Raw genomic sequence first — 21,075 nt, forward strand, 5'->3', positions numbered from 1 at the left:
TGGTTCAGGCCAATCTCAGCCGATTTGAAGAGTTTGCGGGCCACACGTACATAACGACGGCTTGAGCCGCGAGCAAGGCCAGACTTGGCCCTATCAAGGCCTCAAGAGGCGCTAAAAGCCGCGCCAGCAGCAGCGCGATCTTCTTCATATTCTGGGCCGCAGCGGCCAACAGACACTGCTCCATCACTTTCTGTAGACCACGCAGGCGCGCGTAGCGATGGCCATGCAGTTGCTTGGCATCGGCAAAGCTGCGCTCGACCGTCTCCTGGCGCCTGGCATAGATGCGCTTACCAGCTGGCGTCAGCCGCCGGGCCTTGACCCGCTCTTTGGCCTCCTCCCAGAGGTGGCGCATCACCACTTTGACCCCCGTCGCGCTTTGTGTGCATCGGGCTCGAACCGGGCAACTGGCGCACTGGGTGCGATCGGAGCGGTATTCGCGGTAACCCTCTCGGTTAGTCGTGCTATAGGTCAGTGTTTGATTGTTCGGGCAGACATAAGTGTCCGTTTGCGCATCGTATTGATATTCGTGTTTCTTAAAATAACCCGCTCTCTGGGCGGAACGACGGTACCCCATGACGCCGGCAATCAGGCGATCCTCAAGGCCCTTGCACACCGCGGCGGTGAAGTAGCCCGCATCCAGGCCGACCGCATAAGGGTTCAAATTAAAGCGCTCGCGCTGACGATCCAGCCGCGCCAGGTACGGCACGCTGTCATTGACGTTGCCCGGCGTGACGTGTGTGTCGGTGATGATGGCATGCTTGGCATCGACCGTGCGGTGATCCAGATAAAAGAACCCTTTGGGCTTACCCTCGCGCGCCATGTAGCCGCTGTCCGGGTCGGTGCGGCTGACCTTGGCCGGGCGCGTGGGCGGGGGCTCATCGTCCTTGTCCGTGCGCTTTAAGGCCGGCTTGCCGTGCGCTAGGCGGTCGGCATCTACGGCCGCATCCAGCTCCTGCAGGTAGGCCTGCGCGGGCACAGCCACCTGGCCCTGCTCGGCCTTGTTCTTGTTGGCACTGGCCTTCAAATGCGTGCTGTCCGTATACAGTACCTTGCCCTGGACCATGCCGCGCCTGATCGCCTGCAGCACTATCTCATCAAAAATCTCTTGGTAAATCTGGCTGTCTGCAAAACGGCGGCGCCGGTTCTGGCTGATCGTGGAGGCGTCGGGCACCTTATCGGTCAAGCGCAGCCCGAGGAACCAGCGGTAAGCCACATTGACTTGAACGTCACGGACCAACTGGCGCTCGCTTCGAATGCCAAACAAGTAGCCCAGTAATAGCAACTTGAACAGCAGCACCGGATCAATGGCCGGGCGGCCGTTGTCGGCGCAATAGAGGTGCGCCACCTTGGCGCGAATAAAGCTCAGATCTATGGCAGCGTCGATCTTGCGCACCAAGTGATCGGCGGGAACCAAAGATTCCAGCGTCACCATCTCAAGTTCGTGCTGATAAGCGGGGGGATCTCTTAGCATCCCCACATTATGAACAAGCTCGACGCGTTGCGCGAGGGTTTGTCAGCATTCTGGGGGTCAGACCCCGTACGGGGTCTGACCCCACGACCCCAGCGGCAGCGCGGTCTTGTACGACACCTGCTTCAGCGCGAAACTGGAGCGTATCTTGTCTATGCCCGGTATGGGCGTCAGTTGCTCGACAATGAACCGTTCCAGCGCGGCGATGTCTTTTACGGCCACGCGGATCAGGTAGTCGGAGTCGCCGGTCATCAAATAGCATTCCATGACTTCGTCGTGCTCGGCGATGCGCTGTTCGAAGTTGTTCAGGGCGGCCTTGTCCTGCGACTTCAGGCTGATCGAGATGAACACATTGAGCCCCAGGCCGAGGGCGGCGGCGTTGGCCAGCGCTACGTAGCGCACGATGATGCCCGCCGATTCCAGCGCTTTGACGCGCGCGAGGCAAGGGGAGGGCGACAGGTGCACCCGGCGCGCGAGTTCGACATTGCTGAGCGAGCCGTCGCGCTGTAGTTCATCCAATATACGTAAGTCGGTGGTGTCCAGCTTCATATGCTTGATATTAGTCTATTTGAAGCATTTTATGCTGTAGGCGGCAAGGTCCACCACTTTCTTCAACAGCAAATTCCGCGGTGACAGGGGCAGAATACGAAGTGGAACATTACTTCGGATCACCGTCATGAATTCGCCCATTCCCATGCAAGCCTGGATGCAGGATCCCGCCTTTGCCGACGCGCAGCGCCGGGACGCCGGCCATGGCACCGCCCACGATATCGACCCCGAGGAAACCGCCGAATGGCATGAGTCCTTCCGGTCGCTCATCGAAACGCATGGCCCGCAGCGAGCCGCCTTCATGATGGACGAGCTCAGCCGCCTGGCCGTCAGCGGCAAGCTGGGTTGGCGGCCTCCGCTGGGCACGCCTTACGTCAATACCATTCCCGCCGACCGGCAGCCGGTTTTTCCCGGTGATCTGGCCATGGAGCAGCGGCTGGGCGCCATCATCCGCTGGAATGCCTTGGCGATGGTGGTGCGCGCAAACGCCGCCTATGGCGAACTGGGTGGGCACATTGCCAGCTATGCCAGCGCCGCCGACCTGTTCGAGGTCGGCTTCAATCACTTCTTTCGCGCGCGCGACAGGCGGCCGGGCGGACACGCCGGCGACCTGGTGTTCCTGCAGCCGCACAGCGCGCCGGGCGTCTACGCGCGCGCCTACCTGGAAGGGCGGCTGACCGAACACGACCTGGCCCATTACCGGCAGGAAATCCGCGGCCCTCGGGAAGGCGCGCGAGGACTGTGCAGCTACCCGCATCCCTACCTCATGCCCGATTTCTGGCAGTTTCCCACGGGCTCCATGGGCATCGGTCCCATCAGTTCCATCTACCAGGCGCGCTTCATGCACTACCTGACTCATCGGGGCCTGCTGGATTGCGGCGGCCGCAAGGTGTGGGGCGTGTTCGGGGATGGCGAAATGGACGAGCCCGAATCCATGAGCGCGCTGACGCTCGCCGCCCGCGAACGGCTGGACAACCTGGTCTGGGTGGTGAACTGCAATCTGCAGCGGCTGGACGGCCCCGTGCGCGGCAACTTCCGTGTGGTCGACGAACTGGAAAAGCTTTTCCTGGGCGCCGGCTGGAACGTCATCAAGGTCTTGTGGGGCAGCGATTGGGACGGCCTGTTCGCCCAGGACCGCACGGGGGCGCTGGCACGGGCCTTGTCCAATACGGTCGACGGCCAGATGCAGACCTTCGCCGCCAATGACGGCCGCTACAACCGGGATCATTTCTTCGGTCAGAACGAAGAGCTTGCCCGGCTGGTCGAAGGCTTGAGCGACGAGGAAATCGACAGCCTGCGCCGAGGCGGACACGACCTGGTCAAGATCCACGCGGCTTACGCGGCGGCCATGGCCACCACCGGCAAGCCCACCGTCATCCTGGCGCACACCAAGAAGGGCTACGGCATGGGCAGCGCCGGCCAGGGCCGCATGACCACGCATTCCCAGAAGAAATTCGAGGACACCGACCTCTTGCAGTTCCGCGACCGCTTCGGCCTGCCGCTGACCGACGAACAGGCCCGGCGCCTGGATTTCTACAAGCCCGAGGAAGGCAGCGCCGAGCTGCAATACCTGCAGGCGCGGCGCCAGTCGCTGGGCGGCCACCTGCCCGCGCGCCACACAGACTGCGACCCCGTGCCCGTACCGCCCACCGAGTCCTACGCCCGCTTCGCCTTGCAGGGCGGGGGCCGCGAAATGTCCACCACCATGGCCTTCGTCCGCATGCTGGGCACCTTGCTGCGCGACAAGGAACTGGGGCCGCGCATCGTGCCCATCGTCGCCGACGAGGCACGCACCTTCGGCATGGCCAACCTCTTCAAGCAGGTGGGCATCTATTCCTGCGTCGGGCAAAAATACGAGCCCGAGGACATCGGATCCATACTCAGCTACCGCGAGGCGATCGACGGCCAGATTCTGGAGGAAGGCATCAGCGAAGCCGGCGCGATTTCCAGCTGGGTCGCCGCCGCCACCAGCTACAGCGTGCATGGGCTGGCCACGCTGCCTTTCTATATCTATTACTCCATGTTCGGTTTCCAGCGCGTGGGCGACCTGATCTGGGCGGCGGCCGACCAGCGTCCGCGCGGCTTCCTGATCGGCGCCACCTCGGGCCGCACGACGCTGGCCGGCGAAGGCCTGCAGCACCAGGACGGCGCCAGCCATCTGTGGGCCGCCACCGTGCCCAACTGCAAGTCCTACGACCCGGCGTTCGCCGGCGAGCTGGCCGTCATCGTCGCCCATGGCATGCAGCGCATGATGGTCGAGCAGCGCGACGAGTTCTACTACATCACGGTCATGAACGAGAACTACGCCCAGCCCGACCTGCCGGCGGGTGTCGAGGCCGACATCGTCCAGGGCGCGTATCACTACGGCGCCTATGCCGCCGAGGGCGGGGCGGCGGAGTCCGTGCCACGCGTCACCCTCATGGGCTCGGGCGCCATCCTCACGGAAGTCGTCCAGGCGGCGCAGGAGCTCGCCAAGCAGGGCATCGCCAGCGACGTCGTCAGCGTCACCAGCTGGAGCGAACTCGCGCGCGACGGCGCCCGCTGCGAAGACACCGGCCAGACGCCGCATCTCCAGCGTATCCTGGACCAGACCGCCGGCCCCATCGTCGCGGCCACGGACTACGTCCGCCTGGTGCCGGAGTCGGTCAGGGCCTACCTGCCCGACGGACGCCGCTATCGCTGCCTGGGCACCGACGACTTCGGCCGCAGCGACACCCGCGCCGAACTCCGCCGCTACTTCGGCGTGGATGCGCAAGGAATAGTCGATGCGGCGTTGAAGGCTTTGAAGAGGGGTCAGACCCCGTACGGGGTCTGACCCCGGCACAGGCACATGGGGTCAGACCCTTTTTTCAGCAGCACATGGGGTCAGACCCGCCGGGTCTGACCCCTTCCCGTAGAACTCGGGGTCAGACCCTTTGGGTCTGACCCCTCAACCGCCCAAAACTGTCCAGTAACTGATATGCTTCAAGCATCCGGACAGACCTACGAAGAAGAATGAATCCCGTCAGTATGCAGGTGCTCCTCATCGGCGTGATGGCCATCTGGGGCGTGAATATATCCGCGGTCAAAGTACTGACGTCTCAAATGGACCCTCTTCTGGTGGCCTGCCTTCGCATGCTGCTTGCGGTGGCGGTCATCAACCTCACGGTCTTGCTCGCCAGGCAGCCTCTCGCGCTGCGCAGCATCACGCCCCCGCAATGGCTGCGCTTTTTCGTCTGTTCGCTGCTCATGGTGTATGGCAACCAAGTGCTGTTCACGGCCGGGATGCGCACCGCCAGCGCCACCAATGCCGCCCTGATCACAGCCCTCAGTCCGCTCATGGCGTCCTTGCTGGTGGCGGCCATGTTCCGTGAAGCCCTGACCCGACGCCGGCTCATAGGCATCGTCATCGGATTCGGCGGCGTGGCCGCGGTGGTGCTCAATCGCAGCGGCGCCGCGGTTGCGGGCGCCGGCTGGGGCGACCTGCAGGTTTTTTCGGCCTTGCTCAGCTTCGTGTCGGGCGGGGTGCTGATCCAGTCGATGGCAAAGCAGTTCGGCTCGCTGGTCATCAGCAGCATCGTCTACACCCTTGGCACAGTCATTCTGTTCGTACACGTCGCCTTCAGCGAAACAGCCAATCAGCTTGTCGGCATGGCCTTCCCGGGCTGGTGGCCCATCATGCTGCTCCTGTTCTCGGGCGTTCTGGCCACCGCCATCGGCAATATGGTCTGGAACAGGGCACTGATCGAACTTGGCGCCGCGCGCAGCTCGATGTACCAGTACTGGATTCCAGTGTTTGGCGTACTGTTTGCCATACTGCTCCTGGGCGAGCCGTTTTCAGCATGGCATGCCGTCGGGCTCGTGGCGATTTTGCTGGGCACGTACCTGGGCGCGCGCCGTTGATGTGTGTTCTCCTGGGGTCAGACCCCTGCGGGGTCTGACCCCCTATGGCCCCCTCGCAGCTTGAGCTGGGGTCTGACCCCCTTTCGATCCGCAGCTTGACGGGGTCAGACCCCGCATGGGGTCTGACCCCTACAACACCAGGTTCTTGTTCGTGGCATTGCGTATGGCATTCACCGTCTTCGTGTCGAGGTCCGTCTGAAACAGGCTGCGATAGGCCGCCTGCCGTGATGCGTCGGTGCCGCCCAGACCGGCATACATATAGTGGGGGCGGATCCAGTCGGATGGATGGCCTTCCGCGTTGATGCGATAGCTGGACCATTTATAGTTGCGCGGATGCGAGACCATGCCGGCGCGCACGGGGTTCAGTTCTATGTAGCGTTGGCATACAAGCAGGTAACGCTCATCTTGCGCCACGCATGAGCGGAAGCGGCCTTCCCATAGCGTGCCGCTGCGCTCGTAGTTTCGGTTGACATACTGCACATAGCGCTGCCCGACCGCCTTCATCAATGCGCCCGGCCCTTCACTGCTGGCGCCGGACAGCAGCAGGTGCACATGATTGGTCATCAGTACGTAGGCATGCACCGAGCATTCCGTCTGGACGGCATATTCCCGCAGCCACTTCAAATATACGAAGTAATCGCGATCCGAGAAAAAACAGGGATTTCGATTGTTTCCCCGATGAACGACATGCAGCGGCACGCCGGGCAATACCACGCGAGGACGTCTGGGCATGATCCCTCCATTTACGAGTGACGGCCAGTGTAGTAGGGAGTGTTCGCGTTGTTGTGCGCTGGGGCGGGAAATGTCTGTGGCGGGTTGTACGGTGGATGGGGTCGGACCCCATGCGGGGTCCGACCCCGCGACCCGGGCCCAGCCTGCTTGTGGGGTCAGACCCCGTACGGGGTCTGACCCCTTCCAATCGAGCGTACGGGGTCTGACCCCAACAACACCCTTGACGGTTGCGTTCCCAAGTTGTATTGTTGACAATACAACTATATGACTTATACCAATCCGCCCGCCAAATAAGCCAACATCCTTTCAGGAGACTCATCGTGCACAAGAACGCACTCGGCCGCCGCCTTTTTGCCGGCCTTTTCAGCCTGATGCTGCCGCTCGCGGCGGTTCATGCCCAGGCATCCAAGCCCATCACCCTCATCGTCGGCGCATCGCCCGGCGGGACGACCGACCGCGTGGCGCGCGGGATCGCGCAGGAAATGTCCGACATCCTGGGCACCACCGTCATTGTCGAGAACAAGCCCGGCGCCGGCGGCAACATCGCGGCCGACCAGGTCGCCCGTTCGGCCAAGGACGGCAATACCCTGCTGGTGAGTTTCACCAGCTTCACGGTGAACGCCAGCCTGTACAAAAAGCTGCCCTTCGACCCGCAGAAGGATTTCTCGCCCATCAGCATTCTCGCGCAAGTGCCCAGCGTGCTCGTGGCTCGCAAGGATTTCCCCGCCAACAACGTCGAAGAGCTCATCAAGCTGGGCAAAAGCAAGCCCAAGGAGCTCAGCTTCGCGCTGGGCGGAATCGGTTCGTCGCTGCACATGGCCACCGCCAACTTCCAGATGGTCACGGGCATCGAAGGCCTGAATGTGCCTTACAAGGGCACCTCGCCCGCCATCCAGGATCTCGTGGGCGGCCAGGTGGATCTCATGTTCGCCAGCGTCGAAAACGTGCTGCCGCTGCTCGATTCGGGCCGCATCAAGTTCCTGGCGGTGACCAGCGACAAGCCGCTGAAGCAGTTTCCCGGTCTTCCTCCCGTGTCCGACACCGTGCCCGGATTCACCTCCCAGGCGTGGTTCGGCATGTTCGGGCCCGCAGGCATGAGTCCTGAGCGCCTTGCCGAGCTGAACATGGCCGCGGTCGAAGGCGCACAGCGTCCGTCCTTCATCAGCCTGATGACGCACGGCGGCGGCCAGGTGGTCACCAACACGCCCACGGAGTTCGCGGAGTTCATCAAGAAGGACATCGCCCACTACGCCGACGTCGTGAAGTTCACGGGAGCCTCCGTCGACTGACATCAGCCCCACGGCGAACGCGGCAATGATTGCCAATCCCACGCCCCGCTACTATCGGATCTACCGGTTGCTGAAGCAGGCCATCGAAGGCCTGCAATTCGAAGCCGGCCGGGCGCTTCCCGGCGAGAACGCGCTCGCCGCGCAGTATGGCGTGTCGCGGCTGACCATCCGGCGGTCCCTGGACTTGCTGCAAGAGGAGGGCCTGGTCGAGCGCCGCCAGGGGGCGGGCACATTTCCGTGCCTGCCCAGCACGCCTTCCACGCCGCTGCCGGCCGACATCAACAAGCTCATGGTCCATTTGTCGGACATGGGCGCCAACACCCAGGCCCGGCTGCTGTCCTTCCGCTATGAAGCCGCCACCCCTGAGGTCCGCACCCGGCTGGAGCTGCCCGCCCACGCCAAGGTGCAGAAGGCGCTGCGCGTGCGCTACTACCACGACCAGCCTTTCTCTTACTTGCTGACCTACGTGCCCGAGCCGGTGGGGCGACGCTACACCGAAGAAGACTTGCGGGGAGACGCGCTGCAGCGCATCTTCCGCCGTCTGGGCCTGAAGCCGACCTCGGCCGACCAGAGCATCACCGCCATACTGGCCGACGTTCATCACGCCGAGGCGCTGGATGTCGGCGTGGGCTCGCCGCTGCTTTGCATCAAGCGCGTCGTGCGCGATGCCGATGGCTCGCCGCTGGAATACCTGATCGCGGCATACAACCCCGCCCGATTCGAATACCGCATGGCCTTGTCGAACCGGCGCGCCAAGGGCCGGGATACCTGGGTGATGGATGAAACGGGGAAATCGTCATGAACGTTCCAGGCATACATATCTACGACAGCGTCACCACCTTGCTGCCGAAAGGCGCGCATCCTTCCCTGGGGCCTGTCTGGGGCGCCGTCGTGATCGCGGCCTCACATGGAGGCCGCTATGCCGCCTATCTGGCGGCACTGGCCGGCGTGAAAGGCGTGGTGCTGAACGACGCCGGAGTCGGACGCGACCAGGCGGGCATCTCGGGCCTGGCCCTGCTGGATGACTGCCGCATCGCGGGCGCCGTGATCTCGCACCTGTCCGCCAGAATAGGCGATGGCAAGGACACCGCCTGGCGCGGCCGGGTCACCGCCGTCAACCGTGGGGCACACGAAGCCGGTGTCCGGCCCGGCATGAGCGCCATGGACGCGGCGCGGCTCATGGTTGCCGGTGTCAACACGCCCGCAGCGCCTCCTGCGCTTCCCGCTGAAGCGCGTACGGTTCATGATTTTGAAGGCGCATTGCGCAAGCTGGTCCTGATCGATTCGGTGTCGCTGGTCGAAGCGCAGGACGCCGGCGCCATCGTCATTACCGGCTCGCACGGCGGATTGCAGGGCGACGATCCCGTCACCGCCATAGGCGGCCACGCCGTCTTCGCGGCCGCCTACAACGACGCCGGCATCGGCGCGGACGGCGCCGGCACCTCCCGCCTGCCCGCGCTGGAGCGCCAAGGCGTCGCGGGCGTCACCGTGTCCGCGGAAAGCGCCCGCATCGGCGACGCAAGCTCCACCTATGAAGACGGCATCATCAGCTGCGCCAACCCGCTCGCCGTCTCGTACGGAGCCAGGATAGGGATGCCGTTGAAGGAATTCGTGGATGGCTTGATCGGGTCAAGGGGTCAGACCCAATGGGTCTGACCCCTCATCCTCTTTAGCCGGGGGTCAGGCCCCTTAACCCTCTTTAGCAGGGGTCAGACCCCGTACGGGGTCCGACCCCCTTCGCCTCCGCATACCGCATCGCCGCCCAAAGAATGACCAGGGACAGCACCAGGAACATGATCCCGTTGTTCCGCCGCAGTATCACCTGCGTCAGGCCGAAGAAGACATAGCCGGCCACGAGAGAGGACCCGCAGAAGGCCAGCGTCCGCACGGTGATATCGGCATGGCGCAGTCGCCGGCAAAAGCCCGCCAGCGGCACCGCGTATAAAGCCAGCAGGGCCAGCAGCCCCGGCACCCCTTGGAACGCCCAGGCCTGCAGATAGTTGTTATGCAGGTTGTCGCTGAACTTCAGCGCCACATCGTCCAGTACGCCGGCCTTTACCATGCGTTGCAATTCGGCGGCATATTCCTGTTCGTTCCAGCCCAGCCAGGGCTTCTTCGCAATGTTCTCGATGGCGCCGTCCCACATCACGAAACGCGCCCCGATGGAGGTATCGGCTTCGTCCTTTTTCAAGAACAGCGCGATGTCCGACACCGCCGCGTCGTAGCGCGCCTTCAGCCGGCTGTCGGGCATCATGAACAGGCCCGCCACCACAATGGCCACGACGGCGCCGGCAACGGCGGCTCGCGCCGCGTTGCGCCGGTCGATGAATGCCACGCAGAACAGCAGCGCGATCGCGGGCATGGCCACCCAACTGCCGCGGCTGCCGGACGCGATGACGCTATAGAGGCTACAGGCGATGCCCAGCACGAACGCGGCGCGCCACCACCAGGCCTTGCGCCCCTGCGTGCCGGCCCAGAACAGGCCGCCCAGGCAGAATACGCCGAATATCAGCGCGATATTGCCAAAATGAATGATGTTCAAATACCCTTCGGCACGGTCGTAGCCCAGGCCGTAAAGCTGCCAGACGGCGATTCCGACAGAGCTGGCGATGCCCAGCACGGTCGCCGCCCATAGCGCGGCCAGATGGAAACGGACATGCAGCATCCACAGCAATATGGGGACCGCGAGCAGGCAGCGCAGCGATTGATCCAGCGACTTGGTGTTGTTCTGCAAGTACAGGATGCTCAACAGCGAAACCAGGAAGTAGCCCGTCAGCACACCGGCGATGGCCTTGTCTTCGGCGGACAGCGACATGGCCGGGCGTTTTGCGACATACACCAGTCCGCCCAGCAGCAGCACCGTTGCGCCATAGGAATAGCCCGAGGGCAGGGCAAAGGTAAGGGCAAAGAACAGGAACACGCCCAGCGTTTCAATGGAAACCGCCGTCAATTGCGGCAAGCGTCGGTTTTGCATGGTCGATAATAATAGTTATGGCTGCGGCACGGCGCCATTGTAGCGGTGGCGCCGCTAAAATACCGCCTATGAAAAACACTGTGTGTTGCAAACCGTAGTGAAGCTTCTACGCGAAACGATACTCTTCGGCGTGGCGGGCACCATAGGGTTCATGGTGGATACCGCCGTGCTGTATGCGCTGCAGGGCTTCATGGGGCCGTTCTACGCCCGCATCCTGTCGTTCCTGGCGGCCGTGCTGGCGACCTGGCTCATCAACCGCAACCTGGCTTTCCGCGGCCGCGCGTCGTCGCTGTCGCGCAAGAAGGAATTCCTGTCCTATATGATCTTGATGCTGGCGGGCGGGCTGGTCAACTATGGCGTCTACAGCGCGTTGGTGCTATGGCTGCCTCTAGTGCGTCAGTATTTGATCCTGGGGGTTGCGGCGGGTAGCTTGGCGGGCATGGTCGTCAACTTTCTGACTGCGCGATTTTTGCTGTTCAGCAAGAGAGTGGGCTAGTTCAGCTCGGGTCGCGTGCTGTGTAGGAAATCTGAACACCGGTAGCCAGCCGCGCCGACATACCCGCAAACCCGTCAGACAAACCGGACTTCGAGGCGCTTGCCCAAGGCTGCAGCGTATTTTTGCAAGGTGGCAACGGAAGGGGAGTGCTTACCCGTTACCAGGGCATTCTCCAGACGCGCTACGGCAGGCGCATGAGTACCCATGCGTTCAGCCACTTGAGCCTGTGTTAGTCCAGCTTCGGCTCGCGCGCTCAAGATCGCGTCGAGCATAGGCATCTCTTCGCGCTCAATACGCTCGTACTCCGCCCGAACAGCGGGGTCCTTGAGCATCTCTTCAACGAGTTGTTTGTGCGTTTTCATCTTTGATCTCCTTCAGACGGCGTTCCGCCAACCGTCGCTCTTTGAGTGGCGTCTTATCTGTCTTCTTCACAAAGCTGTGCAACATGACGATGCGCCGATCAACCACGGTGCAGAAAAACACACGGGCAATCCCTTCTGCACCCTTCAGGCGCAACTCGAATAAGCCATCGCCAAAGGCTTCGGTGTGTGGCTTGCCCAGGTTCGGGCCGTATTGCTCCATCCGCGTTGACAGTGCGAGATATCGTGCCCGCAACGTGGTGGGCAACCCAAATAGGTCTGCCTGTACATCATCACTGTAGTAATGGATGGAATAGGTCACGCAGCGATAATAACAAATTTGTTATCTTTGGCCAAGGAGTATGCGGTAAAAGTCACTCTTCAGCTTCCGAGGCGGGTATAACAAAGCCAGACAGTGCACACTTCCCGTCAATCGACCCTTCCCCCACTGGGGTCGGACCCCGTACGGGGTCCGACCCCGCGACCCCTCCGTTTATAATCCGTCCCAAAGCAAATCAATTCGGAGCGCGTCCATGAAAATCCTCGTTACCGGCGGCGCCGGCTTCATCGGTTCGGCCCTGGTTCGTCACATCATCCGCGACACGGACGACTCGGTCGTCAACGTCGACAAACTGACCTACGCCGGCAATCTCGAATCCCTGGCCGAGATCGCGGACAGCGACCGCTACGCTTTCGAGCACGTGGACATCTGCAATCGCGCCGAGCTCGATCGCGTATTCCAGCAGCATCAGCCCCAGGCGGTGATGCACCTGGCGGCGGAATCCCATGTCGACCGCTCGATCGACGGCCCCGCCGCCTTCATTGAAACCAATATCGTCGGCACCTACATCCTGCTGGAGGCCGCCCGTCAATACTGGCTCGGCCTGGACGACGACGCCAAGGCGCGCTTCCGCTTCCATCACATTTCCACCGACGAAGTCTACGGCGACCTGGAAGGACCCGAGGACCTGTTCACGGAAACCACTTCCTACGCGCCCAGCTCGCCCTATTCCGCCAGCAAAGCCAGCTCCGACCACCTCGTGCGCGCCTGGCTGCGCACCTATGGCCTGCCCACCCTGGTCACCAACTGCTCGAACAACTACGGGCCGTATCACTTCCCTGAAAAGCTCATCCCGCTGATGATCCTGAACGCGCTCGAAGGCAAGCCCCTGCCGGTCTACGGCGCGGGCAACCAGGTGCGCGACTGGCTCTACGTGGAAGACCACGCCCGGGCCCTGTACACCGTGGTCAACCAGGGCGAGATAGGGGAAACCTACAACGTGGGCGGCCACAACGAAAAGAAGAACATCGACGTCGTGCACGCCATCTGTGCCTTGCTGGAAGAGCTCGCCCCCAACAAGCCCGCGGGCATCGCGCGTTACACCGACCTTATCACCCACGTCAAAGACCGCCCCGGCCACGACCTGCGCTACGCCATCGACGCCGGCAAGATCCAGCGCGAACTCGGCTGGGTGCCTCAGGAAAGCTTCGAAACCGGCCTGCGCAAAACCGTCCAGTGGTATCTGGACAACATGGAATGGAGCCGCCGCGTGCAAGACGGCAGCTACCAGCGCGAACGCTTGGGCGCTGGTAGCTGAGGTGTTGGGGTCGGACCCTATAGGGTCCGACCCCACAAAATCGCCCCGGGGTCAGACCCCGTACGGGGTCTGACCCCAGCTTTCATTCCGCGTTGCCGCAGCATCACATGTAAGGTAACATGAAACCCTACGCCTTATCGTTTGGGAGAGCACGCCATGGCCGATGCATCAGCAGACAAAGTTGCGCGTCATCGATCGCGGCTTCGTGCCAGCGGCTTGAGGCCGCTGCAGATATGGGTACCTGACACCAGGGACGCTGATTACGCTCGCCGCATCAGGAATCAATGCATCGCCTTGCGCAATGACGCCGCCGAACTCGAAGTACTGGCGTTTGCCGAGGCCGCCGCCAACGATATTCAAGGCTGGAAATGAGCCATCGCGGCGACTTCGTAGTCGTGTCCTTGCAAGGACACTATGGCAAGCCTCGGCCGGCGTTGGTCATCCAGTCGGATCTTCTTGCCGAACTGGATAGTGTCATGGTCTGCCCCGTGACAAGTGAAATCCGGGATGTTGCTTTCCGGGTCGTGGTCCAGCCTGATGCGCTCAATGGCTTGCAAGCGCTGTCGCAAATCATGGTGGACAAAATCATTACCTTGCCGCGTTCAAAAATCGGAAACTCTTTCGGGCGGCTGGATGCCGACAAAATGCGCGAAGTGGAGCGGGCTCTGCTCGTGGTCATCGGTATTGCATAATTGTTGACCTTGGGGTCGGACCCTATAGGGTCCGACCCCGCAAACCGCCCGGGGGTCAGACCCCGTCGCACAAAGTTGGGGTCAGACCCCGTACGGGGTCTGACCCCTCCCCGACACAGCCGGCGCCAAGCCGCGCATCCCGTCTTCTATCCCTACATCCACTCTACGCCCAGGCTGGGTGCGTATTCGTTCGCCTTTTGAAACCCGGCTTCTGGGGTCAGACCCCATACGGGGTCTGACCCCCTTGACGCCTCTGACCTAGGGTTTACACGGATATATCCCTACCCATACCCAGAGTAAATTTCGTCATTCGGACTATTTATAGAATTTAAACGCAATATTATCATATTTATTCCAAATAATGGACTATTTGGAATGTGCTGAAGGAGGCACGAATGAATAAATCTCGTCGTATGCTTTTGAATCTGGGCGTGGCGGCGGCCGTTGCCGCTCACGCTCCGCTGGTCTGGGCGCAGTCGGCCCCGGCGTTCAGTCCCGATAAGCCGGTGCGCATCCTGGTGGGTTTTTCCGCCGGGGGATCCACCGACGCATTGGCGCGCATCATTGCCGAAGAACTGAGCACATCGCTAAAAACGAGCGTGGTGGTCGAGAACAAGCCGGGCGCGAATGGAAACATCGCGGCGGCGGAGGCGGCTCGCTCGCAAGCCGATGGCACGACGCTTTATATGGGCTCTTTCAACAGTCCCGTGCACCATGCGGCCCGCCGTAAGCTGCCTTTCGACTTCCTCAAGGACTTCGCGCCGACGGCCATGGTCGCGTACGTGCCCAACGTCCTGGTCGTCAAAGAAGACTTTCCCGCGAAAACGGTGCAGGAGCTGATCGATATCGCCAAGAAGCAGCCCGGCAAGCTGACGTTCGCCTCGGCAGGCGGTGGGTCATCGCTGCACATGGCCGGCGAACTGTTCAAGAACACCACTGGAGCCGAAATCCTGCACGTTCCCTACAAAGGAAGCGCGCCGGCCATCAGCGACCTGTTGGGCGGCCACGTCGACATGATGTTCGATAACCTGCCCTCGGCCACGCCGATGATCGAAGCGGGCCGGCTGCGCGCGCTGGGCGTCACGTCCGCGAAGCGGGCGGACACGCTGCCGAACGTACCCACCATTGCCGAAGCTGGGGTGCCGGGATTCGAAGTGCTGTCGTTCTTCGCATTGTTCGCTCCAACCGGCACGCCCGACACGACCATCGCTGCGATCAACTCGACGGTCAACGCGGCCTTGGCCAAGCCTGCGGTGCAAGAGAAAATCTCCAAGCTTGGCGCATGGCCGTCGGCCGAGACGCCCGACCAGCTGAAGGCTTACGTCGAAAGCGAAGTGAAGAAATGGGAAAAAGTGATTCAGGAACAAAATATTAAACTCGATTAATCGCCTTCGTCGCCGCAAACCATAATCAGCGTCATGCAATCAGCCTCTAGTTCCCCATTCGACACCATGAACGGCACGCCCATCCCTGGCGCGCAATCCGTGCAGCGAGTCGCCATGCTCATGCGTGTGCTGGCTCTGCACCACCGCGACGGCTTGCGGCTGGTCGATATCGCCCGCCTGACCGGGCTGGAGCGGCCTTCAGCGCACAGGATGCTGCAGGCCATGGTGTCGCTGGGGCTGGCAGCGCAGATAGAGCGCCGATACTTTCTGGGCGCCTCGGTGTTCGAATTGGCCGCCATCGCCTCGCCGGAATTCGACCTGCGCGATATTGCCGGCCAAAGCGCGAAGGCGCTGGCCGAACAGGTCGAGGACACCGTCTACGTCACCGTCCAGAACGGCCTCGACGCCGTGTGCATCGAGCGTTGCGTGGGCCGGTACCCCATCCGGATCTTCACGCTCGACGTCGGCGACCGTCGTCCCATGGGCGTCGGCGCGGGAAGCATCACGATGCTTGCCGCGATGCCCATCCAGGAAGCGGACGCCATCATAACGGCCAACGCCGGCCGCTACGCGGAATACGAGGGCGTGACCGAGGAAAATGTGCGCGGGTTCGTGCAGGGCGCCCGTGAAAAGGGCTACGTGGCCCGGCTGGGCCGCATCAATCCCGAGGTCAAGACGCTTGCGGTGGCAGTCACCCTTGCCACGGGCAGGCCGGCTGCGGGCATCAGCGTGGCGGCAATCGAATCCCGCATTCCAACGGCGCGCGAGGCTCAGCTCGTGGACCAGATACGCATGCAAGGGGAAGCCATCCGCGACGCGCTCCAACGTGTCGCGCGCATATAGCGCTCATCGCGGGCATCAAGGCACTCAAATTTTTTACGCCGGGGCGGCCACACCGCGCGGCGTAACGCAGGAGATCATGTGACCACCAGTAGCAATGAAGACGCGGCGAAGGCCGGGTCTGTTTCGCCGACCGCGCTTTCGGGATTGAAAGTGCTGGATCTCACGACATCGAGCGAGCAATATTGCGGCAAGCTGCTTGCCCAGCTCGGTGCCGACGTTGTTCTCATCGAGCCGCCCGCCGGCTCGCAGACCAGGCGGAAAGGGCCATTCTTGAACCACAACGTTCATATGGAATGCAGCCTGCCATTTGCCTATTTCAACCAGGGCAAGCGCGGGATGACGCTGGATCTGGGCCGGACCGAAGCGCAGGAAGTGATCCGGCGCCTCGTCGCCGAGGCCGACATCCTGCTCGAATCGAGCAAGCCCGGCGCCTTGGCGCACTGGGGCCTGGACTTCGATGCGCTCTCGGCCGTCAACCCCCGGCTGGTCATGACCAGCATCACTCCATTCGGCCAGACCGGTCCTTTTGCGCAGTGCGAAGCCACGGACCTCACCATCATGGCGTTGGGCGGCATGCTCTCTTTGGGCGGATACCCGGATACGGAGCCGATCGCCGCGCCGGGAGACCAGGCCTTGCTGGCCGCGGCCCAGTTTGCCGCGGTGGCCACGCTGATGGCGGTATGGGATGTCGAAGGAAGCGACACCGAGGCGCGCGGCCAGCACGTGGACATTTCGGTACAGGAAGCCGTGAGCATGGGGCTGGAGACGGCCGTTCAATTCGCCGAGCTCGAAGGCTTTGTCAGGCGTAGGCAAGGGGGCGAGCAGCGCCTTGCGGGCATGGGCGTCTTTTCCTGCAGCGACGGGCTCATCTACTTGATGGCCGGCGGTTTGGGGGGAGGGCGCTTCTGGCCGGGCAGCATCCAATGGCTGATCGATGAAGGGGTGGAAGGCGCCGAAGCGCTGATGGACCCGAAATGGATGGACCGGGACTACATCGCGACGCAAGAGGCGAAGGACATTTTTTCCGAGGTTTTCGCGCCTTTTGCCGCAGCCCGCAGCAAGGAAGAACTTTACCGGGAAGCGCAAAGAAGAAGGCTGCCCCTTGCGCCGATCAACACACCCAAGGACGTGAGCCAGGCCAGGCAACTGCATCATCGCGATTTCTTCAAACAGGCGCTGCATCCTTACACCGGCACGACGCTTACCATGCCCGGCGCACCCTACATACTGAGCGCCACGCCTTGGCAATCCGGGCGCCCTGCGCCGCGCCTTGGGGAACACAACTGCGAGATCCTGACCGAACTGGCATACAGCTTGTCCGAGCAGGAGGCACTATTGAATGCAGGAGTCACGGCATGAGCCGCTTACCGCTTAGCAATGTCCGGATCGCCGACTTCACGTGGCTGGGAGCCGGATCCTTCACCACCAAGATCTTCGCCGACTACGGCGCGGACGTCATCAAGATAGAGAGCGGCCAGCGCCTGGACGCGCTGCGCAAGAGCCCGCCTTATAAAGACCGGATCGAAGGCGTGAACCGCAGCGGGTACTTCGCCGATCGCAATTCCAGCAAGCGCAGCATCACGCTCAACCTCAAGACCGAAGAGGGGCGCGCGCTGGCGCGGCGCATCATCATGGAAAGCGATGTGGTCGCCAACAATTTTTCGCCAGGCGTCATGGAGAAGTTCGATCTGGGATATGACGCGGTGCGCGCCATCAAGCCCGACATCGTCTACCTTTCCATGTCCATGCAGGGTCAGGGGGGGCCGGAGGCGCACTATCTGGGATACGGCTTGACGATGGGCGCCTTGACCGGGCTGCATAATTCGGCCGGGTTGCCCGACCGCGAACCAACCGGAACCGGCACCAACTATCCCGACCATATTCCCAATCCCACGCATGCGGCGTTTGCCGTCCTGGCGGCCTTGCGTCATCGGCGGCGCACGGGGCAGGGTCAGCACATCGACCTGGCCCAGATCGAACCCACCATCTGCCTGCTCGGCCCCTCCGTCGTGGCGTACACCGCCAATCGCGACACGCCCGTTCGCGTCGGGAACCAGCATGCCGCCTACGCGCCGTATGGGGTCTTTCCTTGTCGCGGCGAAGACCGCTGGATTGCGCTGGGCGCGCGCACGGACGAACAATGGCATGCGCTGCTCGATGCGCTACAAGGCGCGCAGCTGGCGCAAGATGCCCGCTTCGCCTCGGCGCCCAGCCGATGGGCTCACCGCGCGGAACTGAACAATGAATTGGCGGCGCTCACCCGCGGATTCGACCGTGACGGCTTGATGAAATCCCTGCATGAAATAGGCGTCCCCGCGGGAGCCGTGAACGACGCCGGCGATGTTCTGGCCGATCCCCAACTGGCGCACCGGCAGCACTGGGTACGGCTGGAGCACCCTGAAATGGGCATGACCACATACAGCGCGCTGCCCATGCGCCTGTCCCGGACACCGTCCGAACCGCGTTTGCCGGCGCCAATGCTGGGACAGCACACCGAGCAGATCTGCCGCGATCTTCTGGGGATGCCCGACATGGAGATCAACGATCTGCGCCAAAAGGGAGTCCTTGCATGAGCAAGGCGCAAGAGCTCAAGCACAGGGCGCCGCCGGAAGCATGGTTGGCATTGCATCGCGAAGAGGCCCTGGAACCGGATCTGCCGATCATCGATGCCCACCATCATTTATGGGATCGCATCGGCCATCGATATCTGCTGGACGAGTATCGACGTGACATTGCAGAAAGCGGCCACGATGTTCGCGCGTCGGTATACGTGCAGGCGCGCTCGATGTATCGGGCCTCCGGTCCGCAGCACGAAGCGCCGGTCGGCGAAACCGAGTTCGCCAGCGGCACGGCGGTATCCAGCGAGCGCGACAGCAATGGGCAACTGCGCATTTGCGCCGGGATCGTCGGCTTTGCCGACCTCAGGCTGGGCGGCGACGTGCAGCCGGTGCTCGAGGCCCATGTGCACGCCGGCGGCGACCGGTTTCGAGGGATCAGGCATATCGCCACATGGGATGCCGACAGCAGCATCATGAATCCGACCATCCCCACCCCGCCGCGCCTGTTGGCCGATCCGGCTTTCCAGCGCGGGGCCGCCAGCCTGGCGCGTATGGGGCTGAGCTTCGATGCCTGGGTGTTTCATCCGCAGCTGCGGGACGTCATCGAGCTGGCCGATGCGCTGCCCGGCCTGCGCATCGTCCTGAACCATATGGGCGGGGTCTTGAATATCCATTCTTACGCCGGTCGGCGCGATGAGGCCATGGCCGCGTGGGAGCGGGACTTGGCAGAGCTTGCCCGCCGCCCCAATGTATTCGTGAAGCTGGGCGGACTCGGCATGCACATATCGGGCTTCGATTATGCGGGGCAGCCGCGGCCGCCGTCATCCGAAGACGTATGCCGCCATTGGACCCCCTATATCAGGCGCTGCATCGACCTGTTCGGGCCGGATCGATGCATGTTCGAAAGCAATTTTCCGGTCGATAAGTCGTCGATGAGCTACGGCGTGTTCTGGAACGCATGCAAGCGCATCGCCGCTTCGTACACCGACAGGGAAAAGATTCAGTTGTTTCACAATACGGCGCTGCGCGCCTATCGTTTGCATGGAATAGAGGAGATCGTGGTTTGACGCAGGCAACGAATAAGCGGGCTTCGGCCACATCGGGCATATCGGCGGTGGCCGGCATAGGGCACACGGACTGGCCGGAAGACTACCGGCGTGTCAGAAAAGGCGAGAAGCCCTTCGATTCATACGGCTATGCCGCTTTGGCCTTCAGCCGCGCATTGAGCGATGCGGGGCTGAAACATAGCGACGTGGACGGCCTGATCGTCGGCCCTACGACGGCCTATGAGCGCATGGGGGAAATCCTGAACATCGACGCCCGCTGGGGCGGCCAGGCGGATGCCGTGCAATCGGTGTTTCAAGCCGTCATGGCCATCCATGCAGGCCTGGCGGAAGTCGTGGCGATCGTATACGGCAACGACCAGCGATCGGCGGCGGTGCAGTACGGCGGCCCGCAGGCCATGGGCGGTCAATCGTTCCTTTCCTATGTCTACCATAGTCCCTGGGGCCTGACGTCGCAGGGCGCGCTCTACGCCTTGATGTTTCAGCGCTACAAGGAACTGTGGGGCGTGTCGGACCGTGATCTGGGCCAAGTCGCGGTGGCGCAGCGGCAATGGGCAAGCCTGAATCCGCGGGCCATCATGCGCAAGCCCATCACCATGGACGACTACCTGGCGGCCGCGTTCATTGCCGAACCCTTGCGGTTGTTCGATTACTGTCTGATCAATGACGGTGGCGTGGCGCTGATCATCATGGAGGCCGAGCGCGCCAAGCGCACTTGCGCGAACCCTGTGTACATCAAAGGATTGGGCAGGAGCGACCTGAACCACCAGGCAACCAGCCTGGGGCCGCGCCTCATCGATTTCTATCGGCCGGCTCAGCAGCGTGCGGCTGCGCAAGTCTACGACGCCGCGGGCGTCGGGCCCAAGGACATCGATGCCTTGCTCGTCTATGACAGCTTCAGCCCGCATATTCTCTTTGCGCTGGAAGGGTTCGGGTTCTGCGGGCAAGGCGAGGCCGGGCGGTTCATCGCGGCCAACGGCATCGGCGTCGACGGCCGCTTGCCCATCAATACGCATGGCGGACATTTGTCGGAATCGTACATGCAAGGATGGAGCCATCAGGTGGAAGCCGTCAGGCAGGCGCGCGGCCAGGAAGGCGACCGGCAAGTCAAGGATTGCAGGCACGTGCAATACGTATCGGATGTGGCCGGCAAGGCAATGTCGATCATCTATGGCAAGTAAGGAGA

21 protein-coding genes are annotated in these 21,075 nt (G+C 62.5%); 15 read left to right on the top strand and 6 right to left on the bottom strand.

All coding sequences use genetic code 11. The features are described from left to right. Positions 1 to 4: 4 nt before the first annotated feature. Positions 5 to 1,471 carry an IS1182 family transposase gene (locus ACSBPU_RS01310; RefSeq protein ID WP_442592329.1) on the bottom strand — a complete coding sequence of 489 codons (1,467 nt, stop codon included), beginning with the start codon at positions 1,469 to 1,471 and terminating at the stop codon, positions 5 to 7. A gap of 57 nt (positions 1,472 to 1,528) precedes the next feature. Continuing rightward, entirely contained in the window at positions 1,529 to 2,017 is a 489-nt protein-coding gene (locus ACSBPU_RS01315; RefSeq protein WP_442594873.1) for an Lrp/AsnC family transcriptional regulator, read from the bottom strand. Positions 2,018 to 2,174: 157 nt separating this feature from the next. Here ACSBPU_RS01315 and mdeB point away from each other — a divergent pair, with 157 nt between their 5' ends. Further along, positions 2,175 to 4,832 (top strand): alpha-ketoglutarate dehydrogenase, encoded by a 2,658-nt coding sequence (gene mdeB, locus ACSBPU_RS01320; protein ID WP_442598499.1) that lies wholly within the window; start codon positions 2,175 to 2,177, stop codon positions 4,830 to 4,832. A gap of 179 nt (positions 4,833 to 5,011) precedes the next feature. Further along, complete coding sequence (locus tag ACSBPU_RS01325; protein WP_442594875.1) at positions 5,012 to 5,899, top strand: DMT family transporter; 888 nt, start codon at positions 5,012 to 5,014, stop codon at positions 5,897 to 5,899. Positions 5,900 to 6,028: 129 nt separating this feature from the next. Here ACSBPU_RS01325 and ACSBPU_RS01330 read toward each other — a convergent pair whose 3' ends face one another. Beyond that, positions 6,029 to 6,631 (bottom strand): transposase, encoded by a 603-nt coding sequence (locus ACSBPU_RS01330; protein ID WP_442594877.1) that lies wholly within the window; start codon positions 6,629 to 6,631, stop codon positions 6,029 to 6,031. A 320-nt stretch (positions 6,632 to 6,951) separates the two neighbouring features. Here ACSBPU_RS01330 and ACSBPU_RS01335 point away from each other — a divergent pair, with 320 nt between their 5' ends. The 3 genes from ACSBPU_RS01335 to ACSBPU_RS01345 are packed head-to-tail and all read left to right on the top strand — an operon-like array spanning position 6,952 to position 9,576. Beyond that, positions 6,952 to 7,920: a Bug family tripartite tricarboxylate transporter substrate binding protein gene (locus ACSBPU_RS01335; RefSeq protein WP_442594879.1), complete on the top strand. Its 969-nt coding sequence runs from the start codon at positions 6,952 to 6,954 to the stop codon at positions 7,918 to 7,920. Positions 7,921 to 7,945: 25 nt separating this feature from the next. Beyond that, entirely contained in the window at positions 7,946 to 8,722 is a 777-nt protein-coding gene (locus ACSBPU_RS01340; RefSeq protein WP_442594881.1) for a GntR family transcriptional regulator, read from the top strand. After that, a complete protein-coding gene (locus ACSBPU_RS01345; RefSeq protein WP_442594883.1) occupies positions 8,719 to 9,576 on the top strand; it encodes a hypothetical protein in 858 nt (285 codons plus the stop codon). Before ACSBPU_RS01340 ends, ACSBPU_RS01345 begins: the two co-directional genes overlap by 4 nt. A 43-nt stretch (positions 9,577 to 9,619) precedes the next feature. Here ACSBPU_RS01345 and ACSBPU_RS01350 read toward each other — a convergent pair whose 3' ends face one another. Beyond that, positions 9,620 to 10,894, bottom strand: a complete 1,275-nt coding sequence (locus ACSBPU_RS01350; RefSeq protein WP_442594885.1) for an O-antigen ligase family protein — start codon at positions 10,892 to 10,894, stop codon at positions 9,620 to 9,622. Positions 10,895 to 10,991: 97 nt separating this feature from the next. Between ACSBPU_RS01350 and ACSBPU_RS01355 the strand changes: the two genes are divergently transcribed. Then, positions 10,992 to 11,390, top strand: coding sequence for a GtrA family protein (locus ACSBPU_RS01355; protein WP_442594887.1), 399 nt, complete (start codon positions 10,992 to 10,994; stop codon positions 11,388 to 11,390). A gap of 74 nt (positions 11,391 to 11,464) precedes the next feature. On the opposite strand, the gene ACSBPU_RS01360 is transcribed toward ACSBPU_RS01355, so the two are convergent. Together ACSBPU_RS01360 and ACSBPU_RS01365 are read right to left on the bottom strand one after the other, a co-directional pair. Beyond that, complete coding sequence (locus ACSBPU_RS01360) at positions 11,465 to 11,752, bottom strand: helix-turn-helix domain-containing protein (RefSeq protein ID WP_442594889.1); 288 nt, start codon at positions 11,750 to 11,752, stop codon at positions 11,465 to 11,467. Further along, positions 11,727 to 12,071: a type II toxin-antitoxin system RelE/ParE family toxin gene (locus ACSBPU_RS01365; RefSeq protein ID WP_442594891.1), complete on the bottom strand. Its 345-nt coding sequence runs from the start codon at positions 12,069 to 12,071 to the stop codon at positions 11,727 to 11,729. Before ACSBPU_RS01365 ends, ACSBPU_RS01360 begins: the two co-directional genes overlap by 26 nt. A 211-nt stretch (positions 12,072 to 12,282) precedes the next feature. On the opposite strand from ACSBPU_RS01365, the gene rffG reads away from it, so the two are divergent. From rffG to ACSBPU_RS01410, 9 genes are all read left to right on the top strand, one after another. Beyond that, positions 12,283 to 13,347 carry a dTDP-glucose 4,6-dehydratase gene (gene rffG, locus ACSBPU_RS01370; RefSeq protein ID WP_442594893.1) on the top strand — a complete coding sequence of 355 codons (1,065 nt, stop codon included), beginning with the start codon at positions 12,283 to 12,285 and terminating at the stop codon, positions 13,345 to 13,347. Positions 13,348 to 13,503: 156 nt separating this feature from the next. After that, complete coding sequence (locus ACSBPU_RS01375; protein WP_442594895.1) at positions 13,504 to 13,719, top strand: antitoxin MazE family protein; 216 nt, start codon at positions 13,504 to 13,506, stop codon at positions 13,717 to 13,719. After that, on the top strand, positions 13,716 to 14,039 hold the full coding sequence (locus tag ACSBPU_RS01380; RefSeq protein ID WP_180071231.1) for a type II toxin-antitoxin system PemK/MazF family toxin: 324 nt from the start codon (positions 13,716 to 13,718) through the stop codon (positions 14,037 to 14,039). Before ACSBPU_RS01375 ends, ACSBPU_RS01380 begins: the two co-directional genes overlap by 4 nt. A 395-nt stretch (positions 14,040 to 14,434) precedes the next feature. Continuing rightward, complete coding sequence (locus ACSBPU_RS01385; RefSeq protein WP_442594897.1) at positions 14,435 to 15,424, top strand: Bug family tripartite tricarboxylate transporter substrate binding protein; 990 nt, start codon at positions 14,435 to 14,437, stop codon at positions 15,422 to 15,424. A gap of 33 nt (positions 15,425 to 15,457) precedes the next feature. Continuing rightward, positions 15,458 to 16,267: an IclR family transcriptional regulator gene (locus ACSBPU_RS01390; protein WP_442594899.1), complete on the top strand. Its 810-nt coding sequence runs from the start codon at positions 15,458 to 15,460 to the stop codon at positions 16,265 to 16,267. A 78-nt stretch (positions 16,268 to 16,345) separates the two neighbouring features. Continuing rightward, positions 16,346 to 17,626 (top strand): CaiB/BaiF CoA transferase family protein, encoded by a 1,281-nt coding sequence (locus ACSBPU_RS01395; RefSeq protein ID WP_442594901.1) that lies wholly within the window; start codon positions 16,346 to 16,348, stop codon positions 17,624 to 17,626. After that, a complete protein-coding gene (locus ACSBPU_RS01400; RefSeq protein ID WP_442594903.1) occupies positions 17,623 to 18,840 on the top strand; it encodes a CaiB/BaiF CoA transferase family protein in 1,218 nt (405 codons plus the stop codon). Before ACSBPU_RS01395 ends, ACSBPU_RS01400 begins: the two co-directional genes overlap by 4 nt. Continuing rightward, entirely contained in the window at positions 18,837 to 19,892 is a 1,056-nt protein-coding gene (locus ACSBPU_RS01405; protein ID WP_442594905.1) for an amidohydrolase family protein, read from the top strand. Before ACSBPU_RS01400 ends, ACSBPU_RS01405 begins: the two co-directional genes overlap by 4 nt. Further along, positions 19,889 to 21,070: a thiolase family protein gene (locus ACSBPU_RS01410; protein ID WP_442594907.1), complete on the top strand. Its 1,182-nt coding sequence runs from the start codon at positions 19,889 to 19,891 to the stop codon at positions 21,068 to 21,070. The genes ACSBPU_RS01405 and ACSBPU_RS01410 overlap by 4 nt, the downstream gene beginning before the upstream one ends. Positions 21,071 to 21,075: the final 5 nt, after the last annotated feature.

Source organism: Parapusillimonas sp. JC17 (genome assembly GCF_052180245.1).
GTDB lineage: Bacteria > Pseudomonadota > Gammaproteobacteria > Burkholderiales > Burkholderiaceae_B > Parapusillimonas.

Excerpts from the sequence above, each read along its gene's own strand:
- ACSBPU_RS01310 (WP_442592329.1), bottom strand. The coding sequence starts at position 1,471 with ATGCTAAGAGATCCCCCCGCTTATCAGCACGAACTTGAGATGGTGACG.
- ACSBPU_RS01315 (WP_442594873.1), bottom strand. The coding sequence starts at position 2,017 with ATGAAGCTGGACACCACCGACTTACGTATATTGGATGAACTACAGCGC.
- mdeB (WP_442598499.1), top strand. The coding sequence starts at position 2,175 with ATGCAGGATCCCGCCTTTGCCGACGCGCAGCGCCGGGACGCCGGCCAT.
- ACSBPU_RS01325 (WP_442594875.1), top strand. The coding sequence starts at position 5,012 with ATGAATCCCGTCAGTATGCAGGTGCTCCTCATCGGCGTGATGGCCATC.
- ACSBPU_RS01330 (WP_442594877.1), bottom strand. The coding sequence starts at position 6,631 with ATGCCCAGACGTCCTCGCGTGGTATTGCCCGGCGTGCCGCTGCATGTC.
- ACSBPU_RS01340 (WP_442594881.1), top strand. The coding sequence starts at position 7,946 with ATGATTGCCAATCCCACGCCCCGCTACTATCGGATCTACCGGTTGCTG.
- ACSBPU_RS01345 (WP_442594883.1), top strand. The coding sequence starts at position 8,719 with ATGAACGTTCCAGGCATACATATCTACGACAGCGTCACCACCTTGCTG.
- ACSBPU_RS01350 (WP_442594885.1), bottom strand. The coding sequence starts at position 10,894 with ATGCAAAACCGACGCTTGCCGCAATTGACGGCGGTTTCCATTGAAACG.
- ACSBPU_RS01360 (WP_442594889.1), bottom strand. The coding sequence starts at position 11,752 with ATGAAAACGCACAAACAACTCGTTGAAGAGATGCTCAAGGACCCCGCT.
- rffG (WP_442594893.1), top strand. The coding sequence starts at position 12,283 with ATGAAAATCCTCGTTACCGGCGGCGCCGGCTTCATCGGTTCGGCCCTG.
- ACSBPU_RS01375 (WP_442594895.1), top strand. The coding sequence starts at position 13,504 with ATGGCCGATGCATCAGCAGACAAAGTTGCGCGTCATCGATCGCGGCTT.
- ACSBPU_RS01380 (WP_180071231.1), top strand. The coding sequence starts at position 13,716 with ATGAGCCATCGCGGCGACTTCGTAGTCGTGTCCTTGCAAGGACACTAT.
- ACSBPU_RS01385 (WP_442594897.1), top strand. The coding sequence starts at position 14,435 with ATGAATAAATCTCGTCGTATGCTTTTGAATCTGGGCGTGGCGGCGGCC.
- ACSBPU_RS01390 (WP_442594899.1), top strand. The coding sequence starts at position 15,458 with ATGCAATCAGCCTCTAGTTCCCCATTCGACACCATGAACGGCACGCCC.
- ACSBPU_RS01400 (WP_442594903.1), top strand. The coding sequence starts at position 17,623 with ATGAGCCGCTTACCGCTTAGCAATGTCCGGATCGCCGACTTCACGTGG.
- ACSBPU_RS01405 (WP_442594905.1), top strand. The coding sequence starts at position 18,837 with ATGAGCAAGGCGCAAGAGCTCAAGCACAGGGCGCCGCCGGAAGCATGG.